The organism is Pannonibacter phragmitetus, assembly GCF_050510895.1.
GTDB lineage: Bacteria > Pseudomonadota > Alphaproteobacteria > Rhizobiales > Stappiaceae > Pannonibacter > Pannonibacter phragmitetus_B.
Window position 1 is genome coordinate 438,187 of record NZ_JBNINT010000001.1, and the last position, 12,984, is coordinate 451,170.

Annotated in this window: 15 protein-coding genes and 1 pseudogene; 2 read left to right on the forward strand and 14 right to left on the reverse strand. The window is 63.8% G+C overall.

Translation table 11 applies throughout. The annotated features are described in order from the left end of the window. Positions 1-5 precede the first annotated feature (5 nt). The 9 genes and pseudogenes from ACQB61_RS02025 to nirK form a co-directional block, all read right to left on the reverse strand. Positions 6-562 (reverse strand): annotated as a pseudogene (locus tag ACQB61_RS02025) (RBBP9/YdeN family alpha/beta hydrolase). A gap of 93 nt (positions 563-655) precedes the next feature. After that, the gene (locus ACQB61_RS02030) at positions 656-1,066 is read right to left on the reverse strand and encodes a hypothetical protein (RefSeq protein ID WP_430511279.1); all 411 of its coding nucleotides are present in this window, start codon (positions 1,064-1,066) and stop codon (positions 656-658) included. Between the two features lie 12 nt (positions 1,067-1,078). Next, the gene (locus ACQB61_RS02035; protein ID WP_430511280.1) at positions 1,079-2,242 is read right to left on the reverse strand and encodes an NnrS family protein; all 1,164 of its coding nucleotides are present in this window, start codon (positions 2,240-2,242) and stop codon (positions 1,079-1,081) included. A 62-nt stretch (positions 2,243-2,304) separates the two neighbouring features. Next, a complete protein-coding gene (locus tag ACQB61_RS02040; RefSeq protein ID WP_430511281.1) occupies positions 2,305-2,736 on the reverse strand; it encodes a pseudoazurin in 432 nt (143 codons plus the stop codon). 79 nt (positions 2,737-2,815) lie between these two features. Continuing rightward, positions 2,816-3,949 (reverse strand): hypothetical protein, encoded by a 1,134-nt coding sequence (locus ACQB61_RS02045; protein ID WP_430511282.1) that lies wholly within the window; start codon positions 3,947-3,949, stop codon positions 2,816-2,818. After that, the gene (locus ACQB61_RS02050) at positions 3,916-4,290 is read right to left on the reverse strand and encodes a metal-sulfur cluster assembly factor (RefSeq protein ID WP_430511283.1); all 375 of its coding nucleotides are present in this window, start codon (positions 4,288-4,290) and stop codon (positions 3,916-3,918) included. The genes ACQB61_RS02045 and ACQB61_RS02050 overlap by 34 nt, the downstream gene beginning before the upstream one ends. 106 nt (positions 4,291-4,396) lie before the next feature. Then, on the reverse strand, positions 4,397-4,789 hold the full coding sequence (locus tag ACQB61_RS02055) for a hypothetical protein (protein WP_430511284.1): 393 nt from the start codon (positions 4,787-4,789) through the stop codon (positions 4,397-4,399). Beyond that, positions 4,774-5,607 carry an SUMF1/EgtB/PvdO family nonheme iron enzyme gene (locus ACQB61_RS02060; protein WP_430511285.1) on the reverse strand — a complete coding sequence of 278 codons (834 nt, stop codon included), beginning with the start codon at positions 5,605-5,607 and terminating at the stop codon, positions 4,774-4,776. Before ACQB61_RS02060 ends, ACQB61_RS02055 begins: the two co-directional genes overlap by 16 nt. A gap of 79 nt (positions 5,608-5,686) precedes the next feature. Continuing rightward, on the reverse strand, positions 5,687-6,817 hold the full coding sequence (gene nirK, locus ACQB61_RS02065; protein ID WP_430511286.1) for a copper-containing nitrite reductase: 1,131 nt from the start codon (positions 6,815-6,817) through the stop codon (positions 5,687-5,689). A gap of 175 nt (positions 6,818-6,992) precedes the next feature. On the opposite strand from nirK, the gene ACQB61_RS02070 reads away from it, so the two are divergent. Both ACQB61_RS02070 and ACQB61_RS02075 read left to right on the forward strand, forming a co-directional pair. Further along, positions 6,993-7,697, forward strand: a complete 705-nt coding sequence (locus tag ACQB61_RS02070) for a Crp/Fnr family transcriptional regulator (protein WP_430511287.1) — start codon at positions 6,993-6,995, stop codon at positions 7,695-7,697. 179 nt (positions 7,698-7,876) lie between these two features. Beyond that, positions 7,877-8,134, forward strand: coding sequence for a DUF2249 domain-containing protein (locus ACQB61_RS02075; RefSeq protein ID WP_430511288.1), 258 nt, complete (start codon positions 7,877-7,879; stop codon positions 8,132-8,134). Here ACQB61_RS02075 and ACQB61_RS02080 read toward each other — a convergent pair. The 5 genes from ACQB61_RS02080 to ACQB61_RS02100 all read right to left on the reverse strand — a co-directional run bounded on the left by ACQB61_RS02080 (position 8,077) and on the right by ACQB61_RS02100 (position 12,982). After that, complete coding sequence (locus ACQB61_RS02080) at positions 8,077-8,457, reverse strand: DUF6522 family protein (protein ID WP_430511289.1); 381 nt, start codon at positions 8,455-8,457, stop codon at positions 8,077-8,079. The genes ACQB61_RS02075 and ACQB61_RS02080 overlap by 58 nt on opposite strands. Then, positions 8,454-8,687 carry a DUF1858 domain-containing protein gene (locus ACQB61_RS02085; RefSeq protein ID WP_430511290.1) on the reverse strand — a complete coding sequence of 78 codons (234 nt, stop codon included), beginning with the start codon at positions 8,685-8,687 and terminating at the stop codon, positions 8,454-8,456. The genes ACQB61_RS02080 and ACQB61_RS02085 overlap by 4 nt, the downstream gene beginning before the upstream one ends. A gap of 117 nt (positions 8,688-8,804) precedes the next feature. After that, positions 8,805-10,712 (reverse strand): nitric oxide reductase activation protein NorD, encoded by a 1,908-nt coding sequence (locus tag ACQB61_RS02090; protein WP_430511291.1) that lies wholly within the window; start codon positions 10,710-10,712, stop codon positions 8,805-8,807. A gap of 3 nt (positions 10,713-10,715) precedes the next feature. Further along, complete coding sequence (locus ACQB61_RS02095) at positions 10,716-11,522, reverse strand: CbbQ/NirQ/NorQ/GpvN family protein (RefSeq protein WP_430511292.1); 807 nt, start codon at positions 11,520-11,522, stop codon at positions 10,716-10,718. Positions 11,523-11,623: 101 nt separating this feature from the next. Then, complete coding sequence (locus tag ACQB61_RS02100; RefSeq protein ID WP_430511293.1) at positions 11,624-12,982, reverse strand: cbb3-type cytochrome c oxidase subunit I; 1,359 nt, start codon at positions 12,980-12,982, stop codon at positions 11,624-11,626. Between the last annotated feature and the right edge of the window lie 2 nt (positions 12,983-12,984).

The window sequence follows — 12,984 nt, forward strand, 5'->3', positions numbered from 1 at the left end:
CGGACCTAATCCGGCAGCCCTGCGCAGAACGCCTCCAGCAGCATCCTCCCCTGCGGCCAGTCTTCAAGGCCGCTGGCTGCATTGATGTGGCCAAGGGCACCCGCCTCGATCAGAACGGCTCCCCATTCCTTCGTCCGGCGCCAGGCATGGTCCGGTGTGCCATAGGGATCATTGGCGCTTGCGATGATCAGCGCAGGAAAGGGCAGGGGAGGCCTGGCGGATTGGCAAAGCTTGCCGCTTCCTTGGCCGGAAAAGAATGACCCTCGGGATCCGGTACGGCCACGAGAAAGGCGCCGCGCACCCTGTCCCCCAGCTTCGATGCCGCATGAGCCACAAGCAGGCAGGCGAGGCTGTGGGCGACGAGAACGGGTTTTGCCGGAGCCCGCGAGATGGCTGCATCCAGTGCTATTGTCCAATCCTCCAGCTCCGGCTCGTCCCAGCTTGAGGGCAGGAACCGGTGGAAGGATGTGTCCGCAGCTTCCCAGTGGCTTTGCCAATGGACTTGGCCGGATCCGCCGATGCCGGGAAGGATGAGTTTGGGAACAGTGCTCAATGCTGCCATGGTGCGGTGCCCTCTGTACGGGGGAATGGCAGGAGCATAGAGTTGCAGAGGCAGCGGCAAAGTGACGGCTCTTCAGCCTGCCTCCAGCATTTTTCACGTCTCGCTGTGCCAGAAGCGGGGCAGCAGGGCGCAGAGGATGAGGGCAGTCAGCTGGACCAGCCCATGTGCTTGCGCAAACCGGCCGAAATGGCGGGTGAGTGGCACGCCGCACAGGCCGGCGGCGATACTTGCGTCCAGCAGCAGGAACAGAAGCAGCAGTCCGGCTCCGGCGGCTGCAGGGTTGCTCCGGATCGCCAGGTCCTGCCAGCCACTGGCGAGCGTTGCAAGGGCGGTGGCAAGAAAGACTGCTGCCTCCAGCAAGGCGCCTGGCAGTGCGCCCGCATGGGCGTCCAGCCAAAGGCTGCGGACAAGGCCGGTGACGATATAGGCGATGCAAAGCGGCAGGCCATAGGCCACGGCAGCCTGAAGGCTGCTGCCTGGCGCTTTCAGGCTCTGCCGCTCCATCCGGGTGCTCCCTTATTTGAGTTTTGCCGGAGGCAGCAGCAGCCGGCGGGCATAACCGGCGGCAAAGGCGAGATAAGCTCCGGCCCAGGCGAGAGCCGCCGTATCCAGCAGGGGCCGTGCTGCCTCCCCGGCATGAGGCGAGGCAACGCGGGCGATTGTGCCCAGGATCACCAGCGCAAAGATGGCCAGGTCCAGCCGGTCCGCCGTCAGCGCATGGCCCGAGTGGCCCCGGCTGGCCCGTGTCATGACGGCCAGTGTCATGATGCCGATGGCGCCCGCCGTCCACAGATGCACGGCTGCGGTGGCATCGCCAATTTGCGGCAGCAGCAGGGCGCAAGGCACCGCCAGAAAGCCGAGGGCAAGGATGAGGTGGCCGACATGCAGGATGAGAAGCAGAGGCTCACGCCTTGCAGCAAGCCCGCACCAGCGTGTCAGCCGCCAGATTTGCCCTGCTCCGGCCAGAAGCATCACGGCGGCTGTTGCCAGAGCATCCGGCAACAGCGTCCAGAGTGCGAGCGCGCCGCCGCTCAGCACCATGATGGAGGCATCGGCCTTGTTGAAGGTGACAGGCAGCTTCGCTGCCTTGCGGGCGTTAAGCCAGTTGCGGGTGAAAGCTGGAATGATGCGCCCGCCGACAATGAGAATGAGCAGGATCACCAGCGACACGCTGGCTCTAAGCGAGACATCCGCCAAACCGTCTCGTGCAGCCTCCAGATGGAAGCCGAGATCGGCAAGGGCCAGCAGCCCGATCACGGCCACGATCTTCAGATTGCGCATGTTGCGGGCGGCGATGACCTCCCGCGCCATCACGGCAGCGAGGGCGACGGGAAATAGTACGTCCAGCCCGGCCACCGGAAGGGCGCCAAGCCTGGCGCCGAACGTGACGGCTGCGCGCCCGGCCAGCCACAGCACCACCAGCACCAGCAGCAGCGCGCCCGACACGGCCGGACGGCCTGTCCAGTTGGCCATAGCCGTCAGGCCAAAGCCTGCGATGATCGCCATCACGCCGCCAAACAGCAGCGTGTGCACATGCCAGTCTCTGGGAATGAACAGGGTGGGAAGGGTGAAAAGGCCTGTATAGACCGGCACCCACATCAGCACGGATGCCGCCATGGCCAGTGCGCCAAGGAAGAAGAACGGCCTGAAGCCGCCAGAAAGCCAGTGCGGGCTGGTCATGTGAGGGTCTCCCTGGCGGGGCGTTCCGCTCCCCGGACGGGGAGCGGAAACATTGGATTGCCTCAAAGCCCGCCGAGCAGGGCTTCGAACTTCTTGCCACCTTTGCCGGGTGTCTTTACGGCCTTAGCAGCTTCCAGATTGACCGGGGAACCGACGACGACGGCGGCGACCATGCCCATGCCCACGTGCGGCTTGCACTTGACGCCGTAGACGCCTTCCTGGGTGAAGGTGACGGTGACATCCTTACCCATCTTGCCCGCAAAGGGTTCAGCGCCTTCCGGCAGCATGCCGGGAACCGTTTCGGCGTTGTGGCCGGGGTCACTGGCCTTGAAGGTGACCGTGTCGCCGGGGGCGATGGTGATCAGTTCCGGTTCAAAGACCATGGCGCCGGTTGCGCCCTTGTTCAGCATCTTGACTTCATGGTCTGCAGCGGCGGCCATGCCAGTGAGGCTGAGGACCGTGACCGTGGCGAGGATGAGGGACTTCATGGACATGTTTTTCTCCAAAGTTGAACTTCGAGTTCAGGTATGAGGGAGAAATAGCGTGCGCATGGTCAGCCGACGTTGAGCCAGGTCAAACTGGATGACGGTTGTTGTGCGCTGCACAGGCCTTGCGGGGTCTGGGGCGGCTGGAGAGAGCAAGTGCCGCCGCGTAGAAGCCAAGGGCGCCCAAGGTGATCCAGCCGGACGCATTGCGCAGGCTGTCCCGTTCCAGCAGATTGCCTGCCACGCGCAGCGCAGTTGCGACTTGCAGAAGCACAAGAGGCAGATAGAGCGCGGCGGAGTAGCGGATACGCAGGCCTGCGACGGCTGGCAGGATGATGGGTGCATGGGCAAAGACCATGGACAGCACGAAGCCGAGGCCTATGGCATGAAGCGCAATGTCATGCCCCGCAGCGGAGGTACCCGGCGGCAGCATCAGCAGCGCCGTTGCTGCCACAAGCAGCCAGCCGTAGCCGCACAGAAGGGCGGCGGCTGAGTAACGGGCAAGGCCTTCGCCCCTAATGGTGATCAGCGCCACGTCATTGACCGCCAGCCACAGGGCAAGCCCGGCGAGCGCCGTTCCTGCAAGCCAGGGCGTCCCGGAAAACGGTTCGCCGGTCAGCAGCCCGAGACAGAAGAAGGCCACCAGCAGGATCAGTAATCCCGCCTGCACGGGCCCGCGCCGGCGCAAGCGGGACAGCTCGATCCGTTCCGCTGTGATGGTGAGGATGAGAAAGCCGAGCCAGATATAGGCGGCTGCCGCCGGATCGCCGGTGCCAAGCCACACGGCTGTGCCGATGGGCCAAAGCACTGCGGCCACCAGGAGAATGACGCTGAAGAGGGTGCGCAGTGCCAGCGCGGCCTGCGCGCTCAGAAGACCAAGGCCTGCCCCGGCAGCAAGGAAGGCGAGGGCGGCTGATTGCGGGTCGAACCAGATCAGAACGGCACCAAGCCCCGAGACAGCAGGCACGGCAAGGGCAGCGTTCGATCCCTGCGCCACCGCGCGCTCCAGCGAAATCAGGGTGCCGAAGAAACCGCAAAGCATGAAGACCGAATGCCGGTCTGACACGGCAAGAGCAAGATCGAGAAGTCCAAGCCGTGCCAGCCCTGCGCCAAGGCCAGTGATCAGACTGGCAAGTGCCAGAAGGGCGGTGAGAAGACGGGCGGCACGCACCATGGAGCGGGGCATGATCAGCTCCACAGCCTTGCGCTCAGACGCTGCCACAGGCCGGGCTCCGCGTCTGAGACCTTCGCCGGGGCCGGGTTTTCGCCGCCGAAGCGCTGGCGCACATGGGGCGCCGCGAGCTCCGGCGCCCAGCGGAAGGCACGGTCGAGTGTGACTTCCACCTCGGTCTGCGGCGCGGCAATCTCTTCCACCGCGATGGATGCGGTCTCGGCGATCAGCCCGCCCAGTGGGCAGGTTGGCGTTGTCATGCCAAGGGTGATGCGGATGTGTCCGGGCGCGCAGGCAATGTTCCGGACAAGGCCGAGATCCACGATGCTGACGCCCAGTTCCGGATCATCGACAGTGGCGAGGGCGGCAAGGATGGAGGCTTCACTGGTCATGGGACAATGACTCCTTCGGGGGCTCCTGCGGGTGGATATGTTGCAGGAAGAGTGCGGCCATCGCCGCCCGGCCTCTTTGAGCAGGCACAAGCTTTGGTGCAGCTTTTCAGTCTTCCTGCCGTGGCGTGCTGGTTTGAACCCCGGCCAGAAGCTCAAGGCTTGCCACCCCTTGCGCGGCGGCAGCGGCAATCTGGCGGAAGGTATCGGCGAGAACGGCCAGGTCGGCGGCATCCATTTCGGCGGCACCGGGGGATTCAAGATCCTGCAGATAGGGAAGGAAACTGGCCAGCTGGCGGGTGCGCTCCCTTGCGCTTTCCAGAAGGCGGCGGCGGGTGCGGCGGATTTCGAACTCGGTGAAGATGGCGACTGTACGCTCCACTTCCTCCTGACAGGCGCAGGGCAGGCCCATGTCCTGCAACACATGCGCAAGCCGCTGCAGCAATGCGGTGTCTGCTGCAGCGGCCAGGGGTTTGCGGTCCGGCTCTAAAGCCCCAGCCATTGCCGCAATCCCTTTTCTTCGCGCACAAGCCGGATGCCGAGATTGGCGGGTGGCACCCCCACCGAGCAGGCCCCGGCCTTGGGGTCGCGGAAGAAGGTTGTCATCAGTGCCCGGTGACGGCCTTCAGCGACGCGGATGCCGCAGTTTTCCGTCTCCCGCACTTCTCCGCCCGGCAGCACATGGTGGCGGTGGTAGCAGGTGGATGTCCACTCCCAGACATTGCCGGAAAGATCCTGCAGGCCATGCTCGTTGGTGCCGAAATGTCCGGTGGGCATGGGCTTGGGGTCGATCTCTTCCTGCAGTTTCGATTCAATATCGTAGACCGCGATCCAGCGTTTCGAAGGATTGGCCGGGTCGCTGATTTCCGTATAGCCATCATCCTTGAACCGCGATCCGGCAGCGAGCGCCCATTCCCTGTCGGTCGGCAGGCGCCATGTCTGGCCGGTTTGCTCCGACAGCCAGGCGGCATAGGCCTCGGCATCGATGAAGTTCACGCCGGTGACTGGCAGCTCCGGAGCGCTTGGTGTGTCGAGCGCATTGCATCCACCATCAGCGACACAGGCATCATAGGCGCCACGTGTGACCTGCGCCCGCATGATGATCAGCGGGCGTTCCAGCGTCAGAGGAACATGAGGTCCGTTGACGGGGGTACCTCTGTCCAGAAATTCCCCGGGCTCTCTGTAGACAATGGCAGCTTCCTCCAACCGCACCGTCTCTGGCGCTGGATGCGGGGCGCTTGGTGCATCTGCAAAGCCCTGCAGCAGAGTGAGGAGGGCAAGGCCTGCAACAGCGGCGCTGGTGTATCTGATCAAGGTCATGGAGGACCTCCTGATCGCCGGGAAGGGGAGAAAAGTGGGTTGCGGCAGCCCGGGGAGGGCGGGCTGCCGCAGCAGGCTGTCAGTTGCTGGAGATCGGGCCGGGGGCCGAGACCTGCATCATCAGGTCATTGTTCCACTCACCTTCCACCTTGAAGTGAGCCGCAGCCCCCAGTTCCATCGCCTCGATGAGGTTGTGGTTCACATAGGCGTAGATGCCCGGCTGAAGGAACTTGTAGGTCGCCACGGCGGCGCTGCCGCCTGCCACGAACCAGGTTTCCAGTCCCTTTTGCGGCGGATTGTCAAACTTGCCGCGCTCCCAGACATGGTCGCCGTGGCCGCCGATGAGGTGCGGCCGGGTGTCCCTGTTGGCCGAACTGTGGATCACCAGAACGGTTTCGCCGACATTGGCTTTCAGGGCCTTCTCGCCTGTCAGCGCGCCGACGGCGCCGTTGAACACGACATGGGTGGGCACCAGCCCCTTCATCACCTCGACCGTATCAGCATAGGCCTCGCCGGGGCTGTCATACTCCACATACTTCCCGGTCTCGTCCTTCGGCACGTAGAGGTCGAATTCGCCGATGGTGTAGGCCCTGTCATAGTGGATCGGTTTGCCTGCCTCGTCTTTCAGCCCCTCACGAGGCAGCACCAGAATGGTGCCCGACATGCCGCTGACCACATGCCAGGCAACCATGCCTGTGGGCGCACAGTGATAGACAAAAGCGCCATTCTTCGTGGCCTTGAAGCGCAAGGTGGCCTGTTCGCCAGGGTTGACGAAAGTCAGCTGTGCGCCGCCGAGAGCGCCCGTTGCCGCGTGGAAGTCGATATTGTGCGGCATCGTGTTGGTTTCGGGGTTGATCAGCGTCAGCTCGACGTAATCCCCTTCATGCACCACCATGGTCGGGCCAGGCATCGAGCCATCGAAAGTCATGGCCTGAAAGGTGGTGCCTTCACCGTCGATGACGATCTTCTTTTCCTCGATAGTCATGGTGAACTGGACGACCTTTGGCCCACCCTTGGCCACCTGATCATGCTCCATGATAAAGGGCGGGGCGACGAGCTTGGCCTTTACGCGTTCCAGACCTTCGGTCAGGTCAGTTTGCGCGGCGGCGGCCTTCAGTGTGGGGTTGGCTCCTTCTTCTGCATGGAGCGGTGCTGCGGCCAAAAGAGCGATGGCGGCTGCACCATACAGGGCTTCACGGCGGGTCAACATGGCATTTCCTTTCGTTCAGGTTGCCTTGGGTGTTGACGCGATTACAGAACAAAGTGCAGTAGAGGTGTTTGCGAAAAGGCAAACAGAGCCAAGGTGGTTGCCGGATATGCCGTTTTGTCGCAGTTGATGAGGCAAGTCATTGCTGCGCCTTTGAAAAGTGATCTGGAGAAATTCAATGGCCGTGCATCGACTGGATCGCTCGCTCATTCGTAATCTAAGTATTTTTCAGTACATGGGAGATACGGATCTTGATAACGTCCTGTCTACAGCAAGCGTGCGTCAGTTGCCGGATGGGGCGACGGCTTTCATGCAGGGCATTGAGGCGACAGAGTTCTTCTGCCTGCTCAGCGGCCGTTTGAAGGTGATCCAGACCACGCCGGATGGCCAGCAGGTGGTGGTACGGCACGTCAATCCGGGTGACATCTTCGGCATTGCCCGCGCGATGCGGCGCCCGGACTATCCGGCCACGGCCACGGCCATCGTCGACAGTCTGGCGCTGGCCTGGCCCTCGAACCAGTGGGAAGCCTTCATTGCCCGCAGTCCCACGCTGGCACTCAATGCCCTGCAGACCGTTGGCCAGCGCCTGCAGGACGCGCACACGCGCATTCTGGAGCTTTCGACGGAAGAGGTGGAGCGGCGCGTCGCCCATGCGGTGCTGCGGCTGGTGCGCCAGGCGGGCAAGAAGACGGAAGAGGGCATTCTCATCGACTTCCCGGTGACCCGTCAGGACATAGCGGAAATGACCGGCACAACGCTACACACCGTCAGCCGGGTGATGACCGCCTGGGAGGCAAAGGGGCTTGTCCAGTCCAGCCGCAAGCGTGTTGTTGTGGTCGATCCGCACCGGCTTTACCTGCTGGCAGAAAGCAGCGGCGATTGACGCCGGCCGGGCATAGGCGCTCCGGAGTTTGTTCCCCGACAAGGAAGGGTGGCGGCTAAGCTTCTAGCTGTTGGGGCCTCAACCTCTGTCTTGGAGCCTCTGATGACTCTTTCCGCTGTCCAGCCCGAAGTTCCCCCGTCACCGTTGACCTGCGGCCTTTGCCGCGTCCGCAGCGCCATATGCTGGTCTTTCGCCAGTACGAGGCGTTGATGCCGGGCGAAAGCTTCGAACTGATCAACGACCACAATCCGCTGGGTCTGCTGCATCAGTTCGAGCATTACCTGCCCGGCCAGTTCACCTGGACCTATCGTGTGGAAGGGCCTGCCGACTGGCACGTCATCGTCGGCCGCCCGCATGAGGGCGAAGTTGCGCAGGTTGATCACAGCCATTCCGACAGCTGCGGCTGCGGTTCTTCCGGCCGTGGCGGCTGTGGCTGATGCGGCAATACCGGTTGCCCGGTCCGCAGTTGCGGGCCGGGGTCAACGCAGCTGCGGGCCCTGGCGCATGGCAGGGGCAGGGGATGCTGGCCGAAGTCAACCAGACTGCGCCGCAGAATGGTTCCGGCGGCATCCGCAATCAGTGTCAGGCGCTTGTTACCGTGGAAGAACAGGCAGGCAAACCGGCCTTCGTCTTCGTCCCGCCCCTCATGCAGACGGCAGGTGATGCTGCCTGCCCGCATCAGGCGCAAGGCCTCCTCTGGCGGCATCTGAAAGCCGGCAGCGATATCTTTAAGGTCGATTTCCGGTGCTTCGCGTGTCATGGCGCCTTTCCTCTAGCGCCCAGGATAGTCCGGTTCACGTCGCCCAGAAACTCCTCCAGCGGCACATGATGTTCTTCGCAAGCCTCCCGCACATCATGCAGATGGGCGATGGGGCAGCCGATGCAGCGCATCTTGCGGCGGATGAAGATGGGGATGGTCTCCTTGTAGGTGTCCATCATGCCCTCAAGAATGGTTTCCGCGCAGACCGGGCCCCTCAGGATCGTGACCATGTTTCTGCCTCCTTGGCTGATGCCAGGCTTCCTTCGGGTGGATGCCTTCAGCTTTCATGTTGCGCCTGCAGGCTGCGGGCAACGTTGCGCGGGCGCAAAGTTTCAGCTTGTTGCAAGCTATCCCACCAGCTGCCGGTAAATCGCTGGAAGCGCCGAAGGCAGACGGTCCGGATGGGTGATGATGGCATAGGCACCCCGGCCGAAGAGCCACGGGAAATAATCCCGCGCTTCCTCGTCCACCGTCACGCCGAAGACCTTGAGACCTTGCTTGCGTGCTTCCCGGATGGCCGCCCGCGTATCCTCGATGCCATAGCGGCCTTCGTAATAGTCGATGTCATTGGGCTTGCCGTCCGTCAGCAGCAGGAGCAGCCGGTGGCGCTGCGGGCGCTGGGCCAGCTGTGCGCTCACGTGGCGTATGGCTGCGCCCATACGGGTATATTGCCCGGGCTTCAGGCTCTCGATCCGCCGCAGAACCCGGCCGTCCACGGCATCGCCGAAGTCCTTCACCGTGTCCACCTGCACGGCGCTGCGGCGGCGGGAGGTGAAGGTGAAGATGGCATGCTCGTCACCGCAGGCATCCAGTCCTTGCGTCAGCGCCAGGAGGGCGGCCTTTTCCACGTCGATCACCCGGTGGGTGCCGAGGGAGGCATCCGTCGAGAGCGACACGTCCATCAGTACCGCCATGGACAGGTCCCGTTCGATGGCGCGGCCGGCCAGAAAGAGGTTTTCCGAACCCGCGCCACCTGCCTTGCGGTCAGCGGCGGCGCGCACCAGGGCCGACAGGTCAAGGTCCTCGCCGTCCGGCTGGCCATGCAGCACCACGCGGCGCGGGCGCAGGGCCTCGAAGTGGCGCCGTACGGCCCGGATCTGGCGCTGCATGTCTGCTGTTGGCTGCCAGCCTTCGCTGTTTTCCCTGGCGCGTCCGGCGATGACCCGGCAGTGATCCGGGCGGAGCATCTGCTTTTTCCAGTCCCATTCGGGATAGGTCAGGCCTGATGTGAGGCTGGTTTCTTCGGCCTCTGCCGGGGCAAGGTCGAGGTCCAGCTTCAGCCTTGCCGCCGTGCGCTGACGGTTGGCGCCGATGGTGAGATCGCTGATGTCATCTGCGGCTTGTCTGGCGCCATCCTCATCGTCTTCATCGACACGGCGGTTCACATTCACCATCTCGGCCAGCGAGAAGATCGTCTCGAACCGGTGGAAACAGAGTGGATCGCCCCGGTCGCTCTGATCGGTCTGCCGCCGTTCAGCTTGGCGCCGGCGTGTATCGGCGGATACGGAGCGCCCGCTTGCTTCGTCCCGCTCGTCCGGCTGGGCCGCGCCTGCGGTCAGGCGGATCTCGCCGAACAAAGGCACCGGCAGGAAAGGCCGGTAGCCGCGCGGGGCGTTGAACTGGCGAAGGTCTGCCTCCGGCTCTTCGATGGCGGCAAGAAGGCGGGTGTCCGGTGGGCGGCGGCCACCGAGAAGGGCGCAGATGGCCTCTTCCAGCCGGGCCTCCACGGGGGGCAGACGGCGTTCGGGCCGGACGGAAAGTGCAGCTCCACGCAGCCTGTGAAACAGCGCCCTGAGGCCCGGCCATGTGTTCAGCGCTTCCCGCGTGGCGGCAATGGCGGCGCGCAAGGAGAGAAGGTCGCTGACAAGAAGATCATCATGCACGGCCACGGGCCTTGCATGGGCAAACCAGGCGGCCAGCCATTCGTAGAGGGCGGCATTGTCTTCTTTCTGCGGAAAACAATCGATCACCGGTGGCAGGCGCAGGGCGGCGGTGTCCAGAACGGCACGTTCCAGCCTTTCCTGCCCCAGTCCCATGCGGCGCAGCAGGCTGAGCCGGTGACCGGACACGGCAGGGGCAGCTTCTGCAATGCGGATGGCACCGCTGCCGCCAAGCGCCCGGAACAGCACGCCGAGCCGCAGGCGCATGTCTGCGAGCGGCACGCCCGCCTCCGGATAGCGGGGCAGGGTGGTGAGGCTGCCCACCAGCGCGTGCCAATGGGAGCCGACGAATTCTTCCGGTTCGAAGATCGACATGTTTCACCCCAGTGCGAGTTCCGCCACCCGAGCGAGCGCCGCCTGCACGTCGGCATCATCGCTGAGCGGCTGCAACAGGGCTGCTTCCAGTGCGGCGGCGGGTTTCACGCCTGCGCGGATCAGCGTTGCGGCATAGATGAGCAGCCGGGTGGAGGCGCCTTCCTCCACATCCTGACCCTTGAGATCACGCAGGGCATTTGCGACGCGCACCAGCGGCACGCAGCGGTCTTTCGGCAGGCCGCTTTCGGCCGAAACGATGGCCGCTTCCGTCTCCGGATCGGGATAGCCGAACTCCAGCGCGATGAAGCGCTGGCGGGTGGAAGGCTTCAGGGCCTTCAGCACATTCTGGTAGCCGGGATTGTAGGAGATCACGAGCATGAACTCCGGCGGGGCGCTCAGCATTTCGCCGGTGCGCTCCAGCGGCAGAATGCGCCGGTCGTCGGTGACGGGATGCAGGACCACGGTCACATCCTTGCGGGCCTCCACCACCTCGTCGAGATAGAGGATCGCGCCCTCGCGGATGGCACGGGTCAGCGGGCCATCCGCCCAGACAGTCTCCCCGCCTTTCAGCAGATAGCGGCCGGTCAGGTCCGCTGCCGTCAGGTCGTCGTGACAGGCAACCGTATAGAGCGGGCGGCCAAGGCGCTCGGCCATATGGGCGACGAAGCGGGTCTTGCCGCAGCCCGTCGGTCCTTTCAGCAGCACCGGCAGGCGGTTGCGGTAGGCCTGTTCGAACAGCAGGCACTCGTTGCCCGAAGGGGCGTAGAAGGGGGCGTCCGGGGAAGCATGTGCGGAGTGCGGGACGGTCATGAAGGTCTCCTTGCTCACGTCTCTGGGATCACGTCTCTGGCGTGAAGAGGGCTCCGGGCGCGGCCCACCACCGCGCCCGGAGCAGGGCTCATTCAGCAGGCCTATTCGGCAGGTTGGGGCGCTGCCTGAGCCTTTCGCTGAGCGGATACCCGCCGGTCGCGAACGGGGCCGAACACGGACCAGAGGAACATGAGCGCTGCAAGCAGCACCAGCACGCCGGAGCCAAGGCGCACCCAGTAGAACGGGGCGATTTCGTCCTGCACGTCCATGTAAGCCATGCCCATCACCCGCTGCAGATGCACCTGCACCGCACCGGCAAAGGTGAGGGCAAAGGTCATCACCGTCATCGCGCCGCTCATGATCCAGAAGGAGATGATGTTCAGCGTCTGGTGGTAGGGCGCCTTGCCGCGCAGATAGGGCATGGCATAGCTGATGAGGGCGAGATTCAGCATCACATAGGCGCCATAGAAGGCGAGGTGCCCGTGTGCGGCTGTCACCTGCGTGCCGTGGGTGTAATAATTCACGAAAGACAGCGTGTGCAGGAAGCCCCAGACGCCCGCCCCGAAGAAGGCGCCCACCGTGCAGCCCAGCGACCATAGCATGGCCGCCCGGTTCGGATGGTCCTTGCGGCCCTTGAACACCATGGAGAAGGCGAAGATGACCATGGCGAAGAAGGGGGCAATCTCAAGGGCGGAGAAGATCGATCCAACCCACTGCCAGTAGCCCGGCGCGCCGATCCAGTAATAGTGGTGGCCGGTGCCCAGCAGCCCCGAAAAGAGCGCAAGGCCAACGATGGAATAGAGCCACTTCTCGATCACTTCCCGGTCGACACCGGTCATCTTGATCATCAGGAAGGCAAGAACCGAAGCCATCACCAGTTCCCATACGCCTTCCACCCACAGATGGACGATGTACCACCAGTAGATCTTGTCCAGTGACAGGTTGTCCGGCGCGTAGAAGGCAAAGAGCCAGAAGACGGCGATGCCCCAAAGGCCCAGGAGCAGCACGCTGGTGACGGCGGTGCGCCGGCCCTTCAGCACGGTCATGGAGATGTTGTAGAGGAAGATCAGCGCGACCACGACGATGGCGATCTTGATCCAGAGTGGTTGCTCCAGAAACTCGCGCCCCTCGTGGATGCCTTGTGTGTAGCCGATGACGGCGGCAAGCGCACCGAACATCAGCAGGCCAAGCTGGATATAGGCCAGCAGCGGGCTTTCGATGTCCCGCTCCGCCTCTTCCGGAACCAGATAATAGGTGCAGCCGAAGAAGCCCATCAGCAGCCACACGATCAGCGCGTTGGTGTGAATCATTCGGATGATGTTGAAGGGCAGGATCTCGGACAGCGTGTTCGGCAGCACGTAGACCGTGCCGGCGAGGGCGCCTGCGGCGATCTGCACGCCGAACAGGATCATGGCGCAGACGAAGTACCAGTAGGCCACTCTTTGGGAAGCGTATTTCATGG